This window comes from Actinomycetospora chiangmaiensis DSM 45062, from assembly GCF_000379625.1.
Taxonomy (GTDB): Bacteria; Actinomycetota; Actinomycetes; order Mycobacteriales; family Pseudonocardiaceae; genus Actinomycetospora; species Actinomycetospora chiangmaiensis.
In genome coordinates, this window is sequence record NZ_KB903217.1 from 722,575 (window position 1) to 743,308 (window position 20,734).

Here is a 20,734-nt window from a genome sequence, read left to right on the forward strand (position 1 = left end):
CACGCCGCGCACCCGAGAGCCGCGACAGAAGAGAGAGCGAGACGAGAGTGACCTCCGCAGATGTTCCCGCCACCGGGCCCGAGGGCGGCGAGCCCGAGCTCGTGGGCGAGGCCCGCACGCGCGGCGTGATCGTGCGCGAGGGCTCCGACCTGAGCACCGAGGAGGCCCCGGCCACCCTCGACGACGCCGAGGTCGCCCGCGCGGCCGCGCAGGCCCGCGAGGACGGGGACGTCCCCGAGGGCGACGACGAGCACGACCCCGAGGCCGACCTGGCCGCGGCCCGCGAGGCCCTCGGGGGCACCCCCGAGGAGGAGCCCGAGGACCTGCCGTCCCAGGCCGCCGGCACGGGGGACGCGGCCGTCGTCGAGGCCGAGGGCGCCCCGGTCGTGGTGCCGACCGAGCCCGCCGAGCCGGAGGAGCCCGAGGACCCGGTCCAGGCGCTCAAGGACTCGATGCGGCTCGCGCCGGGTGACTGGTACGTCGTGCACTCCTACGCGGGGTACGAGAACAAGGTGAAGACCAACCTCGAGACGCGCGTGCAGACGCTCGACGTCGAGGACTTCATCTTCCAGGTCGAGGTGCCCACCGAGGAGGTCACCGAGATCAAGAACGGGCAGCGCAAGCAGGTCCAGCGCAAGGTGCTGCCCGGCTACATCCTGGTGCGGATGGACCTCAACGACGCCTCGTGGAGCGCGGTGCGCAACACGCCGGGCGTCACCGGGTTCGTCGGGGCGACGTCGCGGCCCTCGCCGCTGACCCTCGACGAGGTCGTGAAGTTCCTGCTCCCGCGCCAGGAGGCCCCGGCCAAGAAGGCCAAGGGCGACACCGCGGCGGCCGCCACGGACACCCGTGGCCCGGCGCCGGTCGAGGTCGACTTCGAGGTGGGCGAGTCGGTGACCGTCATGGACGGCCCGTTCGCGACGCTGCCGGCGAGCATCTCCGAGGTCAACGTCGACGCCCAGAAGGTCAAGGTCCTGGTGTCGATCTTCGGCCGCGAGACCCCGGTGGAGCTGGGCTTCAACCAGGTCTCGAAGATTTAGTCGTCCCCGCGGGAGTCCGGTCCCGCGGGGCGAGTCCCGATGGATATGTGAGGAAGTCCCAGGCATGCCCCCGAAGAAGAGGCGACTGTCCGCGGTCGTCAAGCTGCAGATCAAGGCGGGTGCGGCGACCCCCGCCCCGCCGGTCGGCCCCGCGCTGGGTCAGCACGGCGTGAACATCATGGAGTTCTGCAAGGCCTACAACGCCGCCACCGAGGCACAGCGTGGTCAGGTCGTGCCGGTCGAGATCTCGATCTACGAGGACCGCTCCTTCACGTTCGCGCTGAAGACGCCGCCGGCCGCCAAGCTGCTCCTCGCCGCCGCGGGGATCCAGTCCGGCAGCCCGACGCCGCACACGAAGAAGGTCGGGTCGGTCACCGACGCGCAGGTCCGCGAGATCGCGCAGACCAAGATGGCCGACCTCAACGCCAACGACCTCGACCAGGCCGCCAAGATCATCGCCGGCACCGCCCGGTCGATGGGCCTGACCGTCTCCGGCTGACCAGCCGCCGGAGTCCGTGGGAGGGCGTGCGCCGCCCGTCACCACACCTGATCCACTCTCGTACGAAGGACAGAGCATGAAGCGCAGCAAGGCCTACCGTCAGGCCGCCGAGCTGATCGACGAGGAGCACCTCTACGCGCCCCTCGAGGCGGTCGAGCTCGCGAAGAAGACGTCGACCACGAAGATGGACGCGACCGTCGAGGTCGCGATGCGTCTCGGCGTCGACCCCCGCAAGGCCGACCAGATGGTCCGCGGCACGATCAACCTGCCGCACGGCACGGGCAAGACGGCCCGCGTCATCGTCTTCGCCACCGGTGACAAGGCCGCCGAGGCCGAGGCGGCCGGTGCCGACGTGGTCGGCTCCGACGATCTCATCGAGCGCATCCAGGGCGGGTGGCTGGAGTTCGACGCCGCCGTCGCCGCGCCCGACCAGATGGCGAAGGTCGGTCGGGTCGCCCGCATCCTCGGCCCGCGCGGCCTGATGCCGAACCCGAAGACCGGCACGGTCACCCCGGACGTGTCCCGTGCGGTCTCCGACATCAAGGGCGGCAAGGTCAACTTCCGCGTGGACAAGCAGGCGAACCTGCACCTGGTCATCGGCAAGGCCAGCTTCGACGCCGAGAAGCTCGTCGAGAACTACGGGGCCGCCCTCGACGAGATCCTCCGCGCGAAGCCGTCCGCCGCCAAGGGCCGCTACGTCAAGAAGATCACCGTGACGACGACGATGGGCCCGGGCATCCCGGTCGACCCGAACCGGACGCGGAACCTCACCTCCACGGAGGCCTGAGCCCGCACGGACGTCCCGGCCCGGGGCACCCCGCTCGACGGGGTGTCCCGGGCCGTCGCGTATCCTGGTCGGGACAAGTCCGGCAGGCGTGCCTGCCGGCATCGTCACCGAGTTCCACCCGAGACCGCAGGTCTCCTGCTCCGCCCCCGGGCGGGTCAGGACGAAGGTCCGCTCCGGCGGACGTCCCGCGCAGGGGGACGAGGCAACGATGTGCCGCGGGCCCTGGCCCGTGATCTTCATCGAGCCCCGTGCGCCTGCGCACGGGGCTTCCGTCGTTTCCGGGCTCGTCGTTCTCGGGGGAGCACCGTCCGTACGCCCGAGTGAGGAGAGGAGGCGCGGATGGCTGAACGTGCACCGGCCGCCGACAAGGTGGCCGCCGTCGCCGAGATCACCGCGGAGTTCCGCGACGCCTCGGCCATGGTCGTCACCGAGTACCGGGGCCTGACGACGAAGCAGATCACGCAGCTGCGACGGTCGCTGGGCAACGACGTGAACTACACGGTCGCCAAGAACACGCTGGTCAAGCTGGCCGCCGCCGAGGCGGGGGTCGAGGGACTCGACGAGCTGCTCGTCGGCCCGACGGCGATCGCCTTCGTGTCCGGGGAGCCCGTCGACGCCGCCAAGGCGCTGCGCGACTTCCAGAAGGACAACAAGGCCCTCGTCGTCAAGGGCGGCTACATGGAGGGGCGTCCCCTCTCCGCCGCCGAGATCGACAAGCTGGCCGACCTGGAGTCCCGCGAGGTCCTGCTGGCGAAGCTCGCCGGCGCCATGAAGGGCAACCTCGCGAAGGCCGCCGGCCTGTTCAACGCCCCGGCCTCGCAGATCGCCCGCCTGGCCCAGGCCCTGCAGGACAAGCGTGCCGCCGAGGGCAGCGGGAGCACCGAGGAGGCCGTCGCCGCGGTCGAGTCGGCCGACGCCGCCGCTGCCGAGTCCTGATCCCCGTCACCACCCCCCTGAACGAAGAAAGAGGGACCGCCACCATGGCGAAGCTTTCCACCGACGAGCTGCTCGACGCCTTCAAGGACATGACGCTGCTCGAGCTCTCGGAGTTCGTGAAGAAGTTCGAGGACACCTTCGAGGTCACCGCCGCCGCCCCGGTCGCGGCCGCCGCGCCCGCCGCCGGCGGTGCCGCCGCTCCGGTCGAGGAGGAGAAGGACGAGTTCAACGTCGTCCTCGAGGCCGCCGGCGACAAGAAGATCCAGGTCATCAAGGTCGTCCGCGAGGTCGTCTCGGGCCTGGGCCTCAAGGAGGCCAAGGAGCTCGTCGAGAGCGCGCCGAAGCCCATCATCGAGGGTGTCGCCAAGGAGGCCGCCGAGGCCGCCAAGGCGAAGCTCGAGGAGGCCGGCGCCAAGGTCAGCCTGACCTGATTCCCGGTTCAGCCGGCGTCGTTCCCCCGCTCGGGGGAGGCGCCGTCACCGCCACGACGGGGCGGGGTCCGACTCGGACCCCGCCCCGTCGTCGTCCCTGGACCGTTCGGACCAGTAGATCGGGTGCGGCGTTGAGCCGGATGCCTCGCACCGAGCACGTCCGTACGCAGGGGTATCCCTGACGGGTGACCCGGGTTACCCGTCCAGTAACCTCCCGCAGCGCAGGTCGTTGTCGCTGTGATGCCCGACTCCTCGGGCCGTCGCGCCGTAGTCGGGCGCACACCTCGGATGGACCGTGGGGAAACACGGTCGGTCCGTGACACGGCGAGGTCGGACACCAGGGCCGGGAGGAACGCAATGGGTGGCGTCGAGGTCGGGATCAAGAACCTCTCGAAGTCCTTCGGTAGCTCGAACATCTGGTCCGACGTGACGCTCACGCTCCCGGCCGGCGAGGTCAGCGTCCTGCTGGGCCCGTCGGGTACCGGTAAGTCGGTCCTGCTGAAGTCGATCATCGGTCTGTTGAAGCCCGAGAAGGGCTCGATCTTCATCCACGACACCGACCTCGTGCGGTGCTCGGAGTCGCGGCTCTACGAGATCCGCAAGCTGTTCGGGGTGCTGTTCCAGGACGGCGCGCTGTTCGGGTCGATGAACCTGTACGACAACGTGGCCTTCCCGCTGCGCGAGCACACCCGCAAGGGCGAGTCCGAGATCAAGGACATCGTCATGGAGAAGCTCGACCTGGTCGGGCTCGGCGGCGCCGAGGACAAGCTGCCCGGCGAGATCTCCGGCGGGATGAAGAAGCGCGCCGGCCTGGCCCGCGCGCTGGTGCTCGACCCCGAGATCATCCTGGTCGACGAGCCGGACTCCGGGCTGGACCCGGTGCGCACCGCCTACCTCAACCAGCTCATCGTCGACCTGAACACCCAGCTCGACGCGACGATCCTCATCGTCACCCACCACCTGGGCACCGCGCGGTCGCTGCCGGACAACATCGGCATGCTGTTCCGGCGCAACCTCGTGATGTTCGGCCCGCGCGAGGTCCTGCTGACCTCCGAGGAGCCCGTGGTCCAGCAGTTCCTGCAGGGTCGCCGCATCGGCCCCATCGGCATGTCCGAGGAGAAGGACACCGCTCAGATGGAGGCGGAGATGGCCGAGCTGAAGAAGCAGGGCGGCTCCGCGGAGTCCGAGGAGTCGTTCATCGACCCGCAGCTGCTGCCCACCGAGGGCCTCGGCGAGCGCAAGGCGGTGCAGCGCCGCAAGGACCGCGTCATGCAGATCCTCCACACCCTCCCGGAGAAGGCGCAGACCGCCATCCTCGAGTCGCTCACCGACGAGGACATGGAGCGCTACGGGATCTCCAAGGACCAGGACCGCACGGAACTGATCGAGATCACGCGCGACAACCCGCCCGAGGACGCCGACCCGTTCGGCTACCAGGCGATGGAGGAGAACCAGACCGAGTCGATGGTCGAGGGTTCCCCCGAGGGCAAGGGTGGCGAGGCCGGTTCCGGCGACCCCGACGGCGACCCGGAGGCCCGCAAGGCCGCGCCGGAGCCGCCGGAGTCCGACGAGCCGCTGGTCGGGGTCCCGGTCGACGACTACGCCGGCGGCACGGTGGTGCTCCCGCAGGCCGGTGAGCACACCAAGTCCGAGGAGGAGAAGGCCGAGGAGAGCGGCGCCGCTCCCGAGGACGGGTCCGACTCCGACACGGAGATGACCGAGACGGCCGCGGACGAGACCGCGACCGATCCGGGCAAGGACTCGAAGGACTCGAAGGACCCGGGCGCGGCGGACGACGACGACCAGCGCACCGAGCAGATCCCGGTGGCGCAGCAGCAGGACGAGGGCCGCCAGGAGCAGTCGTCCCGCGGCGACGAGCGTGGCGGCTGGGCCGCCGCGTCGACCGAGCAGGGCTCGGGTCCGGACGCCGCGCAGGGCGGAGCGGCCGCGCCGTCTCGGTCCGGCCAGCGCTCCGAGGGTGGCCTGCGCCGACTCTTCCGCCGGAGCGACTCGTGACCTCCCGCATCTCCGCCGGGCGCTTCCCCGGCGCCGGGGCCCTCTCGGCCACCGGCAAGCTCTTCGCCCTCGGGCTGGACATCTTCGTCGGCATCTTCCAGCGGCCGTTCCAGACGAAGGAGTTCATCGAGCAGTGCTGGTTCATCTCGCGGGTCTGCATCCTCCCCGCGGCACTGGTCTCGATCTCCTTCGGTTCGGTCATCTCGCTGCAGCTGGGGTCCCTGATCCGGCAGTTCGGCGCCCAGTCCTTCTCGGGCGCCGCCAGCACCCTGGCCGTCATCCAGCAGGCCGCTCCGGTCATCTGCGCCCTCCTGGTGGCGGGCGCCGGCGGCTCGGCGGTCTGCGCGGACCTCGGCGCCCGCACCATCCGTGAGGAGATCGACGCGATGGAGGTGCTGGGCATCAACCCCATCCAGCGCCTCGTCGTCCCCCGCGTCCTCGCCGCGATGCTGGTCTCCGCGCTGCTGTTCGGTCTCGTCTCCATCGTCGGCGTCGCCGGCGGCTACTACTTCAACGTGGTCCTGCAGGGCGTCACCCCGGGCGCCTACATCCAGGGCTTCTCGGCTCTCTCGAAGCCGAGCGACCTGCTCGTCGGCTTCATCAAGGCGGTCCTGTTCGGCCTCGCGGCCGGGGTCGTCGCGGCCTACCGGGGGTTGAACCCCTCCGGCGGTCCCAAGGGCGTGGGGGACGCGGTCAACCAGGCCGTGGTCATCACGTTCATCCTGCTGTTCGCGATCAACGTGATCGTGACCGCCGTGTACCTGAACCTCGTCCCACCGAACAAGTTCTAGGCACGGACCACCTCATGCGGCTCGCTCCCCACACGGCCGGAGACACATCACGATGGCAGTGATCACGCGTCGCGCCCGCGCGATCGTCGACGCCCCCCTGGGCGTCCTCGACACGATGGGGGACCAGGCGGCGTTCTTCGCGAAGACGATCGGCTGGATCCCCCGCACCCTGCGCCGCTACAAGCGCGAGGTGCTGCGCCTCCTCACCGAGGTCGCGTTCGGCTCGGGCGCCCTGGCCCTCATCGGCGGCACCGTCGTCATCGTCGCGACGCTGACGTTCTTCACCGGCTCGGTCGTCGGTCTGCAGAGCTACTCGGCCCTGAACCAGATCGGCACCTCGGCCTTCTCCGGCTTCGTGACGGCCTACTTCAACACCCGTGAGGTGGCGCCGCTGGTCGGCGCCCTCGCGCTGTCCGCGACCGTCGGCGCCGGCTTCACCGCGCAGCTCGGGGCGCAGCGGGTGTCCGAGGAGATCGACGCGCTCGAGGTCATGGCGGTGCCCTCGCTGCCGTTCCTCGTGACCTCGCGCGTCATCGCGGGCTTCATCGCCGTCATCCCGCTCTACGTGATCGGCCTCGTCGCCTCGTACCTGGCGTCCCGGCTGCTGGTGACGAACTTCTACACGCAGTCCTCCGGCACGTACGACCACTACTTCAACCTGTTCCTGCCGCCCGAGGACGTCGTCTACTCGTTCGCCAAGGTCCTGGTCTTCGCCTTCGCGATCATCCTGATCCACTGCTACTACGGCTACAACGCCGGTGGCGGGCCCGCCGGGGTGGGCGTGGCGGTCGGTAACGCGGTGCGGAACTCGATCGTCGTCTTCACGGTCCTGGACAACCTGCTGACCCTCGCCATCTGGGGCACCACGACCTCCATCCGGATCGCCGGATGACCGCCCCGACGAAGGACCTCCGGCCGCCGCTGTCCTCGACCCGCCGCCGGCTCTACGGCCTCGTGCTGCTGTTGATCATGGCGCTCGTCGTGTCGCTGTGCATCCTGCAGTTCAACAAGTTCTTCAAGCCCGTCGAGATGGTCACGCTGCAGACCGACACCGTCGGCAACCAGCTGTCCAAGCAGGGCGACGTCAAGGTCCGCGGCGTCATCGTCGGCGAGATCAAGTCCGTCTCCTCGGACGGCCAGAAGGCCACGGTCGAGATGGCCATGGACCCCGACGCGCTGACGGCCATCCCCAGTAACGTGACCGCGCGCCTCATCCCGAAGACCCTCTTCGGCGAGCGTTACGTGTCGCTGGAGATCCCGCCGAACCCGACGCCACGCCGCCTGCAGGGCGGCGACCTCATCGGCCAGGACCGCTCGCAGAACGCGGTCGAGACCGAGCAGGTGCTCGACAACCTGCTCCCGGTGATCCAGGCCGTCGAGCCGCAGAAGCTCTCGGACACCCTCGGCGCGATCTCGGAGGCGCTGTCCGGCCGCGGTCAGCAGACCGGTCAGACCCTGGTGCAGCTCAACCAGTTCCTCACCGGCATCAACCCGGCGCTGCCCGACCTCATCAACGACCTGCGCCTCCTGGCCCCGACCGCGGACATCTACAACGCCGCGCTGCCGGACCTGCTCTCCGCGTTAGACAACCTGGTGACGACGAGCCGGACGCTGGTCGAGGAGCGCGCCGCGTTCGAGTCGACGTTCCGGTCGGTCACCTCGGCCTCGGACGTCACCACGACGTTCCTCGCGGCGAACCGGCCGAACATCATCGAGCTGTCGGCCCGGTCCTACCCGGTGCTCGACCTCCTCCGGCGCTACAGCCCGGAGTTCCCCTGCCTGTTCCAGCAGCTGACGGCCGTCACGCCCAAGATCAACGCGGTCCTGAAGCCGACGACGGGCATCCAGATCGCCGCCGAGATCGTCGTCGACCGCGGCAAGTACGTGCCGAGCGACTCGCCGGCCTACCGGGACAAGCGCGGTCCGCGCTGCTACTTCGTCAACGGCAAGGCACCGCAGTACCCGCCGGGCGGCCCGTTCGCGGACGGCTCGTACGCTCCGCCGGCGGCGAGCAACGCCAACATGGCGGCCACCGGTGGTGACAACGGCGGCGTGCAGACCGCGGCGGTGGCTCCGCAGAGCGCCGGGAGCACCACGCCCGGCACCGCGACGACGCCCGGCACCGCCACCGCGCCGGCGCCCACCGCGGGTCAGGGCGCGCCGGGGATCGACGCGGCGAACATCGGCCTGCCGAACACGCCCAACTCGCCTGAGGAGCGGAGCCTGGTGACCGAGCTGACGGGGATGCAGATGGGTATCGACCCGTCGCAGGTGCCCGCGTTCGCCCCGTACCTGACCGCCGCCACCATGCGCGGCACGACGGTGGAGCTCCGATGAGGGGCGTCGTCGCCCCGCTGGTGAAGCTGGGCATCTTCGCGCTGGTCACGGTGCTCTCGGTGATCCTGCTGCTGGGCACCATCCAGAACAACTTCTTCTCCTCGACCCAGGAGTACAAGGCGCGGTTCGTCGACGCGTCCGGCCTCATCGGGGGCAGCGACGTCCGCATCGCCGGCGTCCGGGTCGGACGGGTCACCGACGTCCAGGTGGTCGACCGGTCGGTCGCCGAGGTGTCCTTCACCGTCGAGGACACCCGGAAGCTGCCGATCGGCGCTCGGTACGCGATCAAGTACCAGAACCTGGTCGGCCAGCGGTACCTCGACATCCAGCGCGGCAACGGGCCCATGAACCAGTTCCTGGAGCCCGGCGGCACGGTCCCGGTGACCCAGACGCAGCCGCCGCTGAACCTCACCGTGGTCTTCAACGGGTTCAAGCCGCTGTTCCAGGCGCTGAGCCCGGACGACGTCAACAAGCTGTCGTTCGAGATCATCCAGGTGCTGCAGGGCGAGAGCGGCAACATCAACCAGCTGCTCGCGAGCACCGCGTCGCTGACGTCGACGATCGCCGACCGCGACGCCGTCATCGGACGGGTCATCGACAACCTGAACCTGACCCTCGACACCGTGAACGCCCGCGACGACAAGCTCTCGAGCCTCATCGTCTCGTTGCAGCAGCTGGTCAGCGGCCTCGCCCAGGACCGGGTGGCCATCGGCTCCACGCTGCAGCCCATCGCCGACCTGACCCAGGTCACGGCCGGCTTCCTCGCCGACGCCCGTCCCCCGCTGCGGGACGACATCGTCAAGCTCGGCCAGGAGTCCGACATCCTCAACCGCAACCGAGGCCTCGTGGAGAACGCCTTGCGGAACATCCCGCAGAAGGCCAACAACTTCGGTCGGGCCGGCAGCTACGGGTCGTGGTTCAACTTCTACCTCTGCCAGGCGGGCGTCACCGTCAACCTGGCACCGCTGCTGCCGCTGCCGCCGGTCTCGGGTTCCATCCCGGTGGGGGACACGGGGTACCGATGCGCCGGATGAAGCCGTTCCGGAAACGGAACCCGATCATCATCGGCGCGGTGAGCCTGCTCGTCCTCGTGCTGCTCATCCTCGCCTCGCTCAACATCCGTGACCTGCCGCTCATCGGGCAGGGCGCCACCTACACCGCCCGCTTCGGCGAGGCGGCCGGCGTCCAGCCCGACGACGACGTCCGGGTCGCCGGCATCCGCGTCGGCACGGTCACCGACGTCTCGCTCGACGGGAACGACGTCGTCATCTCGTTCAAGGCCCCCGACGCCTGGATAGGGGACCAGACGCGCGCCTCGATCGAGATCAAGACCCTGCTGGGGCAGAAGTACATCGCCCTCGACCCCGAGGGCTCCCAGCCGCTGGACCCGGACGTGGCGATCCCGCGGAGCCGCACCACGGCGCCGTTCGACGTCATCCAGGCCTTCTCCGACCTCACCACCACCGTGGAGGGGCTGAACACCGACCAGCTCGGCGAGAGCCTCAACACGCTCTCGCAGACGCTGGACGGGTCCTCCGGGCCGATCCGACCGGCCCTCGACGGCCTCTCGCGGCTCTCGCGGACCATCTCCTCGCGCGACCAGCAGCTCGCGAAGCTGCTCGCCAACACGCGGGCGACGACGCAGGTGCTGGCCGACCGCAACCGCGACGTCGAGGTGCTGATCCAGAACGGCAACCTGCTGCTCGGTGAGCTGCGCAGCCGCAAGGCGGCGATCGACGACCTGCTCAACGGGACGATCGCGCTGTCGAACCAGCTCCGCGGCCTCGTCGCGGACAACCGGGCGACCCTCGGCCCGACGCTCGCCAGCCTCAACGGCGTGCTCACGACGCTGCAGCAGAACTCGGCGAACCTCGAGAACGGCATCCGCCTGCTGGCGCCCTTCGTGCGGGTGTTCGCCAACGTGGTCGGCAACGGCCGGTGGTTCGACGCCTACGTCTGCAACCTGGACCCGCCGGGAGACACGGCCTGCAACCCGAACGACTCGGGCAACGGGGCCGGTCTGGCCGGGTCGCTGCTCGGCAACCTGTCGCCGAACGCGGGCACCATCACCAACGCGGTGAACGGGCTCGGCCAGCCCCTGCTCCAGGCGGGTCAGGCGGCCGGCATCAACTTGAACACCCTGTTCCCGGGCGGCGTGCCGCTCATCAACCCGGCGGCCATCGGCCAGGCCCCCGCGGCCCAGGCCCCGGCCCAGCCCCAGCAGCCGACCCAGGGAGGGGGCTGACCCGTGACGACGCGCATCACGACGCTGTTCGACAGCTTCGCCCGCACCCTGGCGATCGTCCTGATCGTCGCGCTCGTGGCGACCGGCGGACTCTGGTACGCGCTGCAGCGCGGGAGCTCCCGGACGATCACCGCGTACTTCACGAGCGTGGTCGGCCTCTACACGAAGAACACCGTGGACGTGAACGGCGTGCCGGTCGGCACCGTCGAGGACATCACGCCGCAGGGCAACGTCGTCCGGGTCGAGCTCAAGGTCGACAACCGGGTGCCGATCGCGGCCGACGCGAAGGCCGTCATCGTCGCCCCGACCCTGGTCTCGGACCGGTACGTCCAGCTCGGCCCGAACTACACCGGCGGGCCGATGATGAACGACGGCGCCGTCATCCCCGTGCAGCGCACCGCGGTGCCGGTCGAGCTCGACCGCGTCTACCAGAGCCTCAACCAGCTCGCGACGTCGCTCGGGCCGAACGGCGCCAACAAGAACGGCGCGCTCAACGACCTGATCCGCTCCTCGGCGAACACCCTCGGCGGCAACGGCGAGGCGATCAAGCAGACGATCACCGAGCTCGCCGGCGCGGTGGGGACGCTGTCGGACAACCGCGGCAACCTCTTCGCCACGGTGGACAACCTGGGCGTCTTCACCAACATGCTGGCCCGTAACGACGGGCAGGTGCGGCTGCTGAACAACCAGCTGGCCGACATCTCCGGCTTCCTCGCGGCCGAGCGCGGCAACCTCTCGCAGGTCCTGCAGGTGCTGCCGCCGGCCCTCGAGGACGTGGCGTCGTTCGTCCGGGACAACCGGGACGGCCTGCGGACCGACGTCGGCCAGCTCGCGAGCATCACCGACATCCTGGTGCGCCAGAGCCGGGCGCTCGCCGAGTTCACCGACGTCGCCCCGCTGGCGCTGAACAACCTCACGAACTCGTTCAACGCGAGCTCGGACACCCTCGACGTCCGGCCGGTGATCTCGCCGGGGCTGAACCTCCCGCCGATCAGCCGGGCACAGATCATCTGCGCCCTGCTCAACGGCGGGCTGCTCCCGCAGCTGCCGGCGGGCACGGCGCCGCCGCTGCTGCTCGCGGGCCAGGTGCAGTGCGCCACCCAGACCCAGGCCGGCGTCACGGCCCTGAACCAGGCCCTCGCGCCCTACCAGCAGCTGGCGGCCCTGCTGAACCAGAACCGGACGGTCGCGCCGCTGGCGGCCGGTGTCCTGGCCAACGCGACCGCGGGCGTCACGCCGCGGACCGCCCAGCAGGACACCACCCCGCTCACGGCGCCGGGCACGAACCTCATCAACGGGCTGGGAGTCGGACGGTGACCACCACACCTCGCATCCGCCGGGCGTGGCGGCTCGCGGTCGTCGCGGTCGTCGCGGCGGTGGGCCTGTCGGGCTGCGGGCTGCAGTCCATCCAGGAGGTGCCGCTCCCGGGCGGGGCCTCCCTGGGGGACCACCCCTACACCGTGACGGCGCTGCTCTCGAACGTCGTCGACCTCGTCCCCAACGCGAGCGTACGGACGAACGACGTCCCCGTGGGGGTCGTGCGCGAGGTCCGGCTGGCCCCGGACGGGTGGACCGCCGAGGTGACGATGGCGGTCAACGGGGACACGATGCTCCCCGCCAACGCCATCGCCCGGCTGCGCCAGACGAGCCTCCTCGGCGAGAAGTTCGTGGAGCTCGCGAACCCCGCGATCGGGGCACCGCAGGGCCGCCTGCAGGACGGTGCGGTCATCCCGCTCGACCGCACGGACGTCGGCGCCCAGGTCGAGGAGGTCCTCGGCGCCCTGTCGCTGCTGCTCAACGGCGGCGGGGTGGAGAAGATCCAGACGATCTCCCGGGAGCTCAACGCCGCACTGTCGGGCAACGAGGGCCAGATCCGGGCCCTGCTCGACAACCTCAACGTCTTCGTCGGGACGCTCGACCAGCAACGCGCCGACATCGTGCGGGCGCTCGACTCGGTCGACCGGCTCTCGCGGACGCTGGTCGACCAGCGGGCGAAGATCGCGAACGTCATCGACAACCTGCAGCCGGGCCTCGACGTGCTCAACCAGCAGCGCGGCCTGCTGGTGGGCACGCTGCAGGCGCTCCAGCGGCTCTCGGTGGTCGGCACCGACGTCATCAACCGGGCGGGCCAGAACACCATCGCGGACCTGACGGCCCTGCAGCCGATCCTGGGCAACCTGGTCGCCTCCGGCGACGCGCTGCCCGGTTCGCTGCAGATCCTCCTCACGATCCCCTTCGCCGACAACGCCCTGAACGTCATCAAGGGCGACTACGCGAACATCGACGTCTCCCTCGAGATCTCCCTGCAGGGACTGTTGCAGAACCTGCTCGGGGTCAACCCGTCGGCGACGAACCTCAACCAGATCTTCGCGCTGCTCCAGAACCAGCAGGTGGCGCGGGCGACCGGGAACCCGCTGATCGCGCTCCCCGGCGTCACGGGCGCCGGGAACACCGCGGCCCCGCCCGCCGGGACCACGACGACCGGCGGCACCGGGACGACCACCACGACCGGTGGGACCGGAACGACCACGACGGGTGGGACGGGTCCGGCCACCACCGGCACGGGGACCACCGGGACCCAGGGCGGCGGGAACTGACATGACGAAGCAGATCCGGAACCTGCTGATCCTCTTCGTCGTCCTCTCGCTCGTCGGGATCGGCTACATCGCCTTCCGGTACGTCGGGGCCGACTCGCTCATCGGTCTGGGCCCGTACACGGTCAAGGTCGAGATGAAGGACTCCGGCGGGATCTTCCCGAAGGCGTCGGTGAGCTACCGCGGCGTCGAGATCGGCAAGGTCGGCGACATGCGGATCACGCCCGACGGTCTCGAGGTCGACCTCCAGATCGAGAAGGACAGCCCCGACGTCCCGGCGTCGGCGCTGGCCGTGATCGCCAACCGTTCGGCGGTCGGCGAGCAGTACGTCGACCTGGAGCCGCCGCGCGACGGCGGGCCGTACCTCGAGGACGGGTCCGTCATCCCGGTCGACCGGGTCCGCACCCCGACGCCGGTCGACGGCCTGCTCGCCAACCTGAACACGCTGGCGACCTCCGTGCCGATCCCCGAGCTCCGCACCACTGTCGACGAGCTCTACACGGCGTTCGACCGCACCGGACCGGACCTGCAGCGGCTGCTCGACAGCTCGAACGCGCTGGTGTCCACCGCGATCCAGCAGCTCCCGCCGACCACCCAGCTGATCCGGGACGGCCGCGTCGTGCTCGGCACGCAGGCGAGCCTCGGCCCGCAGATCATCTCGTTCAGCCGCGACCTGAACCTGTTCACGGCGCAGCTCAAGGCGGACGACCCGAACCTCCGACGGCTCGTCACGGCGGCCCCGCCCGCCGCGCAGCAGCTCGAGGGCCTGATCCGGGACACCGGGCCGGACCTCTCGCGGGTGCTGGCGAACCTGCTGACGACCGTGCGCATCATCCAGCCCCGCCTCGCCGGCGTGGAGCAGCTGCTGGTGACCTACCCCGGTCTGTCCGCGGTGGCCCCCGCCGTGGTGCCCGGCGACGGGCGGGTGCACTTCGGCCTGGTCCTCAACATCGCGGACCCGCCGTACTGCCGCGACGGCTACCTGCAGCCGAACGCCGGCTGGCGGCCCGCGACGGACCAGACCTTCATCCCGATGGACACCCGCGTCTTCTGTGCCCAGGACCAGCCGGTCAACCCGCGCGGTGCCCAGCACACCCCGAACGACGACGGCAGCAAGCGCGGCGGCGTGCGGGACCCCAACCAGTACTACTACTCGCCCGGCTACGCCCCGCCCGGGACGTACCCGAACATCACGCCCGTGCCCGCGACGCCCTACACGCCCGGTCAGCGACCGGCTCCGGCCCCCGGCCAGAACCAGAACGGGAACCCCGGGTCATCGGCGTCACAGGCCTCGTCGCAGAATGCAGACCAGACCACCGCGTTCTCCGCAGCGTCGTCGTCCCCAGCCGACGTCCTCGCGAACTCCGGGCGCGGTGCCCCGCCGATCGTCATCCCGGGTCTGGGCTGACGAACGACCGGCGGGCCTCCTACCCCGAGGAGCTGAGGACCCTGCCCACCACCGACACGCTCGACAAGCCCGAGAAGGCACCGTCGACGCGACGGGGCGTACGCGCCCCGTCGCAGCGCACGACCATCCGCGTCCTGGCCGTCCTGACGGTGCTCGCCTTCGCGGCGGCCGTCGCCGCCGGCGTCTACTGGTGGATCGGGTCGCACGGCCCGGCCGCGAACCAGGCGCACGACCGTGACGTGGCGGTCGACGCCGCCGAGCAGATCGTCGTCAACATCAACACCGTGCGTCCGCAGACGGTCGACGCCGACCTGCAGGCCGCGCAGACGTCGCTGACCGACCCGATGCTCTCCGAGTACCAGAAGGTCCGCCAGCAGTTCGCCGACAGCCTGAAGAAGGCCCAGGCGTCCGTCGTCGCGACCCCGGCCGGGGCCTCGCTGACGGCCTTCGACGACGACCGGGGCACGGCCTCCGCCCTCGTCGCGATCAACGTGACGGCGTCCAGCGCCAACCAGCAGCCCAGCCAGAAGCAGCAGCTGTTCCAGGTCGACATGCAGCGGACGCCGGACGGCTGGAAGGCCTCCAAGGCCTCCCCGACCGCGGGCCAGAGCTAGAGGAGGGAGCGTCGATGCCGCCCCGTACGCGCAGCACCACGACGACCGCCCCCGCCGGTCGGCGCCCGAAGGTCGCGGGACTCCGCGCCCCCGGCCGCCGCGGCGTGACCGGAGGTTCCCCGACCCCCGCCGACGCGGAGGTCCGTGAGGACCAGGACACCGCGGACGCCCCCGAGGTCACGGAGGCTCCTGCCGCCCCCGCAGCAGCGGCTCCCGAGGCCTCCCGCACGTCCGACGCCCCGACCGGTGCGGCCGAGGACGACGGCGCCGCCACGGACTCCCCGGAACCCCCGGACTCCGCCGACGGCGACGCGCCCGTCGAGGGACCCGCCGGGACGGCGGACGCGACGGAGGCGCCGGCCGCCCGGCCCACCCCGAAGGCCCGCCGCACCGGCCGTACGATGACGCCCTCGGCACCGGCCCCGGAGCCGGTGACGCGCCGCGGCGGCACCGCCCTGCTCGAGCGGCCCGCACCGGCCCGGGCGACCCGCGACCGGTCGGAGCCGGCCCGGGAGTCGCGCGTCGCGCGGATCGCGGCCGCCGTCACCCGCCCGGTGGCGAAGCTCGGGGCGAACCCGCGGCGCCTCATCACGGTGCTCGTGGTCGTGCTCGTCCTGAGCCTGGGGCTCGGCACGTGGGCTTTCCTCGCCGCGCGGTCCGACCGGGCCGACGGCACGTCCTACGGCAACGAGGCCGTGGTGAACGTCGGCGGCACGGCCGAGGTCGTGGGCCAGACCCGGCAGGCGATGGAGCAGATCCTCTCCTACGACTTCACCAAGCTCGACGACTCGGTGAACGCGGCGAAGTCGCAGGCGACCGGTTCGTTCGCCTCGGAGTACCTGTCGGTCTTCGAGCAGACGATCCGACAGCCGGCGACGGACCAGAAGCTGCGCCAGACGGCGACCGTGCTCAACATCGGCGTGCAGCAGCTCTCGTCGGACCACGCCACGCTCATGGCGCTGGTGCAGTTCACCGCCGAGCGCACGACGAACGGTCAGACCACCAACGCCCCCGGCCTGCTCACCGTGCAGGTGGTCAAGGAGGACGGGCGCTGGAAGATCAGTGAGCTGAAGCCGGTCTGACCCCACCCCCGGAGCGTCACGGGCCCGGGAGGCGAACCCCACGATGGGGGAGCCTCCCGGGCCCTTCGTCGTACGGGGTGGCTCTGACCTGCGACGGGAGACCCGGGACGCGGCCGTTTCGGGTGCGCGTCGGACTTGACGCGAGCGTGGTCACCGGTCACTCTGTTCCCAGCGCGAGACCCTCGACGTCCGACCCCGCGGTCGGGCCCTGGCCCCCGGTCAGGCCCCCGCAGGCGTGTCACGGTAGGGGGGTGTTCGACACGTACGCCCACCCGTGGCTAGACTGTCGGATCGCGCTGCCTTGTCGTGTCTCCACGTCACCCGTGGGCACCCCACAGGCCGCGCTGAATCGGCCGCCCGGGGCATAGCGCTGCGTCTCAGGCGGACGAGCTACTGACAGCGTCAGACAGCGTTGTTCCGGAAGGACGCATCTTGGCAGTTACCCGCGCCACCAGGTCCTCGAACCACCACGCGTCGTTCCCCGGAGCTCCCCTCCGGGTCTCTTTCGCCAAGCTCGACCAGCCGCTGGAGGTCCCCGACCTCCTCGACCTGCAGACCAAGTCCTTCGAGTGGCTGGTCGGCAGCGAGGAGTGGTTCGAGCGCCGCGTGGAAGCGGGCGAGGACACCCCGGTCGGTGGTCTGGAGGAGGTCCTCGCGGAGATCTCTCCGATCGAGGACTTCTCCGGTTCGATGTCGCTGTCCTTCTCCGACCCGCGCTTCGACGAGGTCAAGGCCTCCGTCGAGGAGTGCAAGGACAAGGACATGACCTACTCGGCCCCGCTCTTCGTGACGGCCGAGTTCACGAACAACACGACCGGTGAGATCAAGTCCCAGACGGTCTTCATGGGTGACTTCCCCGTGATGACCGACAAGGGGACGTTCATCATCAACGGCACCGAGCGCGTGGTCGTCTCGCAGCTCGTGCGCTCGCCCGGCGTCTACTTCGACCGCACGGTCGACAAGACGACGGACAAGGACGTCTTCAGCGTCAAGATCATCCCGAGCCGCGGGGCGTGGCTCGAGTTCGACGTCGACAAGCGCGACACGGTCGGTGTGCGCATCGACCGCAAGCGCCGCCAGCCGGTCACCGTGCTGCTGAAGGCCCTCGGCTGGACCACCGAGCAGATCCAGGAGAAGTTCTCCTTCTCCGAGACCCTGCTCGCCACCCTCGAGAAGGACGCCACGGCCGGCCAGGACGAGGCCCTGCTCGACATCTACCGCAAGCTGCGCCCGGGCGAGCCGCCCACGCGCGAGTCGGCGCAGACGCTCCTGGAGAACCTGTTCTTCAAGGACAAGCGCTACGACCTCGCGAAGGTCGGCCGCTACAAGGTCAACAAGAAGCTGGGGCTCGACGTCGAGCCGTCGACCGGCACGCTGACCGAGGACGACATCATCCAGACGATCTCCTACCTCGTGCGTCTGCACGCGGGGGAGACCGAGGTGGCGGCCGAGAACGGCGACACGATCCCGGTCGAGACCGACGACATCGACCACTTCGGCAACCGGCGTCTGCGCACCGTCGGCGAGCTCATCCAGAACCAGATCCGGGTGGGTCTCTCCCGCATGGAGCGCGTCGTGCGCGAGCGCATGACGACGCAGGACGTCGAGGCGATCACGCCGCAGACCCTGATCAACATTCGTCCCGTCGTGGCGGCGATCAAGGAGTTCTTCGGCACCTCGCAGCTCTCGCAGTTCATGGACCAGACCAACCCGCTCGCGGGCCTGACGCACAAGCGCCGGCTCTCCGCGCTCGGCCCGGGTGGTCTGTCGCGTGAGCGCGCCGGCATGGAGGTCCGCGACGTCCACCCGTCGCACTACGGCCGCATGTGCCCGATCGAGACCCCGGAGGGCCCGAACATCGGCCTGATCGGGTCGCTGTCGAGCTTCGCGCGGGTCAACCCGTTCGGCTTCATCGAGACGCCGTACCGCAAGGTCGTCGACGGCGTCGTCATCGACCAGATCGACTACCTCACGGCCGACGAGGAGGACCGCTTCGTCGTCGCGCAGGCCAACGCGCCGCTCGACGAGGACGGCCGCTTCCTCGACGACCGCGTGCTGGTCCGGCGCAAGGGCGGCGACGTCGACCTCATCGCGCCGACCCGGGTCGACTACATGGACGTCTCGCCGCGCCAGATGGTGTCGGTCGCGACGGCGATGATCCCGTTCCTCGAGCACGACGACGCCAACCGCGCCCTCATGGGCGCGAACATGCAGCGTCAGTCGGTGCCGCTGCTGCGTTCCGAGTCGCCGCTGGTCGGCACCGGGATGGAGCTGCGCGCCGCCGTGGACGCGGGCGACGTCATCGCCGCGGACCGTCCGGGTGTGGTCGAGGAGCTGTGCGCCGACTACATCACGATCATGGACGACGACGGCCAGCGGACGACGCACCGGCTGCACAAGTTCACGCGCTCGAACCAGGGCACGTGCATCAACCAGAAGCCGATCGTCTCCGAGGGCGACCGCGTCGAGGCCCGCCAGGTCCTCGCCGACGGGCCGTGCACCGAGGACGGTGAGATGGCCCTGGGCAAGAACCTGCTCGTGGCGATCATGCCGTGGGAGGGGCACAACTACGAGGACGCGATCATCCTGTCGCAGCGTCTTGTGCAGGACGACGTCCTGACCTCGATCCACATCGAGGAGCACGAGATCGACGCCCGCGACACGAAGCTCGGCGCCGAGGAGATCACCCGGGACATCCCGAACGTCTCCGAGGAGGTCCTCGCCGACCTCGACGAGCGCGGCATCATCCGCATCGGTGCCGAGGTGGCCGACGGCGACATCCTGGTCGGGAAGGTCACGCCCAAGGGCGAGACCGAGCTGACCCCGGAGGAGCGCCTGCTCCGCGCGATCTTCGGCGAGAAGGCGCGTGAGGTCCGCGACACCTCGCTCAAGGTCCCGCACGGCGAGACCGGCAAGGTCATCGGCATCCGCGTGTTCTCGCGCGACGACGACGACGAGCTCCCGCCCGGCGTCAACGAGCTGGTCCGCGTCTACGTGGCCCAGAAGCGCAAGATCTCCGAGGGCGACAAGCTCGCCGGCCGCCACGGGAACAAGGGCGTCATCGGCAAGATCCTGCCGGTCGAGGACATGCCGTTCCTCGCCGACGGGACGCCGGTCGACATCGTCCTGAACACCCACGGTGTGCCGCGACGCATGAACATCGGCCAGGTGCTCGAGACCCACCTCGGGTGGATCGCGAAGAGCGGCTGGGAGGTCGACGCGGACAACACCTCCGAGTGGGCCGTGAACCTCCCCGACGACATGCGCTACGTCGCGCCCGACACGAACACCGCCACCCCGGTGTTCGACGGTGCCCGCCAGACCGAGATCTCGGGTCTGCTCGGCTCCACGCTGCCGAACCGCGACGGTGTGCGGCTGGTCGGCCAGGACGGCAAGGCGCAGATCTTCGACGGACGTACCGGCGAGCCGTACCCGCACCAGATCGCGGTCGGCTACATGTACATCCTCAAGCTGCTGCACCTGGTGGACGACAAGATCCACGCCCGGTCGACCGGCCCGTACTCGATGATCACCCAGCAGCCGCTGGGTGGTAAGGCGCAGTTCGGTGGTCAGCGCTTCGGTGAGATGGAGTGCTGGGCGATGCAGGCCTACGGCGCGGCGTACACGCTGCAGGAGCTGCTGACGATCAAGTCCGACGACGTGCTCGGTCGCGTCAAGGTCTACGAGGCGATCGTCAAGGGCGAGAACATCCCCGAGCCCGGTATCCCCGAGTCCTTCAAGGTGCTCCTCAAGGAGCTCCAGTCGCTCTGCCTCAACGTGGAGGTGCTGTCCTCGGACGGTGCCGCCATCGAGATGCGCGACGGCGACGACGAGGACCTGGAGCGCGCCGCGGCGAACCTCGGGATCAACCTCTCGCGCAACGAGTCGCCCTCCGTGGACGACGTCGTCAACTGACGCCTCGCGCCCGGGCCGGTGCCACCGCGCCGGCCCGGG

General features: G+C 70.3%; 16 protein-coding genes and 1 pseudogene. All 17 read left to right on the top strand.

The features are described from left to right. The first annotated feature begins 101 nt into the window (after window positions 1-101). The 17 genes and pseudogenes from nusG to rpoB all read left to right on the top strand — a co-directional run bounded on the left by nusG (window position 102) and on the right by rpoB (window position 20,695). Complete coding sequence (nusG, locus tag A3CO_RS0103710; protein WP_018330884.1) at window positions 102-1,040, top strand: transcription termination/antitermination protein NusG; 939 nt, start codon at window positions 102-104, stop codon at window positions 1,038-1,040. 64 nt (window positions 1,041-1,104) lie between these two features. Continuing rightward, window positions 1,105-1,539 carry a 50S ribosomal protein L11 gene (gene rplK, locus A3CO_RS0103715; RefSeq protein WP_018330885.1) on the top strand — a complete coding sequence of 145 codons (435 nt, stop codon included), beginning with the start codon at window positions 1,105-1,107 and terminating at the stop codon, window positions 1,537-1,539. Window positions 1,540-1,615: 76 nt separating this feature from the next. After that, window positions 1,616-2,326 carry a 50S ribosomal protein L1 gene (gene rplA, locus A3CO_RS0103720; protein WP_018330886.1) on the top strand — a complete coding sequence of 237 codons (711 nt, stop codon included), beginning with the start codon at window positions 1,616-1,618 and terminating at the stop codon, window positions 2,324-2,326. A 339-nt stretch (window positions 2,327-2,665) separates the two neighbouring features. Beyond that, window positions 2,666-3,262, top strand: coding sequence for a 50S ribosomal protein L10 (gene rplJ, locus A3CO_RS0103725; protein WP_018330887.1), 597 nt, complete (start codon window positions 2,666-2,668; stop codon window positions 3,260-3,262). 44 nt (window positions 3,263-3,306) lie between these two features. After that, a complete protein-coding gene (rplL, locus tag A3CO_RS0103730) occupies window positions 3,307-3,693 on the top strand; it encodes a 50S ribosomal protein L7/L12 (protein WP_018330888.1) in 387 nt (128 codons plus the stop codon). A gap of 357 nt (window positions 3,694-4,050) precedes the next feature. Continuing rightward, a pseudogene (locus A3CO_RS39310) lies at window positions 4,051-5,049 on the top strand (ABC transporter ATP-binding protein); the annotation flags it as partial. A 656-nt stretch (window positions 5,050-5,705) separates the two neighbouring features. Beyond that, a complete protein-coding gene (locus A3CO_RS0103740; protein ID WP_018330890.1) occupies window positions 5,706-6,500 on the top strand; it encodes an MlaE family ABC transporter permease in 795 nt (264 codons plus the stop codon). A 52-nt stretch (window positions 6,501-6,552) separates the two neighbouring features. Then, a complete protein-coding gene (locus tag A3CO_RS0103745) occupies window positions 6,553-7,392 on the top strand; it encodes an MlaE family ABC transporter permease (protein ID WP_026204258.1) in 840 nt (279 codons plus the stop codon). Continuing rightward, the gene (locus tag A3CO_RS29920; protein WP_018330892.1) at window positions 7,389-8,837 is read left to right on the top strand and encodes an MCE family protein; all 1,449 of its coding nucleotides are present in this window, start codon (window positions 7,389-7,391) and stop codon (window positions 8,835-8,837) included. The genes A3CO_RS0103745 and A3CO_RS29920 overlap by 4 nt, the downstream gene beginning before the upstream one ends. After that, the gene (locus tag A3CO_RS0103755; RefSeq protein WP_018330893.1) at window positions 8,834-9,871 is read left to right on the top strand and encodes an MCE family protein; all 1,038 of its coding nucleotides are present in this window, start codon (window positions 8,834-8,836) and stop codon (window positions 9,869-9,871) included. The genes A3CO_RS29920 and A3CO_RS0103755 overlap by 4 nt, the downstream gene beginning before the upstream one ends. A gap of 38 nt (window positions 9,872-9,909) precedes the next feature. Next, entirely contained in the window at window positions 9,910-11,082 is a 1,173-nt protein-coding gene (locus tag A3CO_RS29925) for an MCE family protein (protein WP_342663142.1), read from the top strand. Between the two features lie 3 nt (window positions 11,083-11,085). Then, window positions 11,086-12,399 (top strand): MCE family protein, encoded by a 1,314-nt coding sequence (locus tag A3CO_RS29930; protein WP_018330895.1) that lies wholly within the window; start codon window positions 11,086-11,088, stop codon window positions 12,397-12,399. Next, window positions 12,396-13,679, top strand: a complete 1,284-nt coding sequence (locus A3CO_RS0103770) for an MCE family protein (protein ID WP_018330896.1) — start codon at window positions 12,396-12,398, stop codon at window positions 13,677-13,679. The genes A3CO_RS29930 and A3CO_RS0103770 overlap by 4 nt, the downstream gene beginning before the upstream one ends. Window position 13,680: 1 nt before the next feature. Beyond that, window positions 13,681-15,084, top strand: a complete 1,404-nt coding sequence (locus A3CO_RS29935) for an MCE family protein (RefSeq protein WP_018330897.1) — start codon at window positions 13,681-13,683, stop codon at window positions 15,082-15,084. Between the two features lie 149 nt (window positions 15,085-15,233). Continuing rightward, window positions 15,234-15,698 (top strand): hypothetical protein, encoded by a 465-nt coding sequence (locus tag A3CO_RS0103780; RefSeq protein ID WP_018330898.1) that lies wholly within the window; start codon window positions 15,234-15,236, stop codon window positions 15,696-15,698. Window positions 15,699-15,712: 14 nt separating this feature from the next. Next, entirely contained in the window at window positions 15,713-16,780 is a 1,068-nt protein-coding gene (locus A3CO_RS0103785; RefSeq protein WP_018330899.1) for a hypothetical protein, read from the top strand. A gap of 432 nt (window positions 16,781-17,212) precedes the next feature. Next, complete coding sequence (rpoB, locus tag A3CO_RS0103790) at window positions 17,213-20,695, top strand: DNA-directed RNA polymerase subunit beta (RefSeq protein WP_018330900.1); 3,483 nt, start codon at window positions 17,213-17,215, stop codon at window positions 20,693-20,695. The last annotated feature ends 39 nt before the right edge of the window (window positions 20,696-20,734 follow it).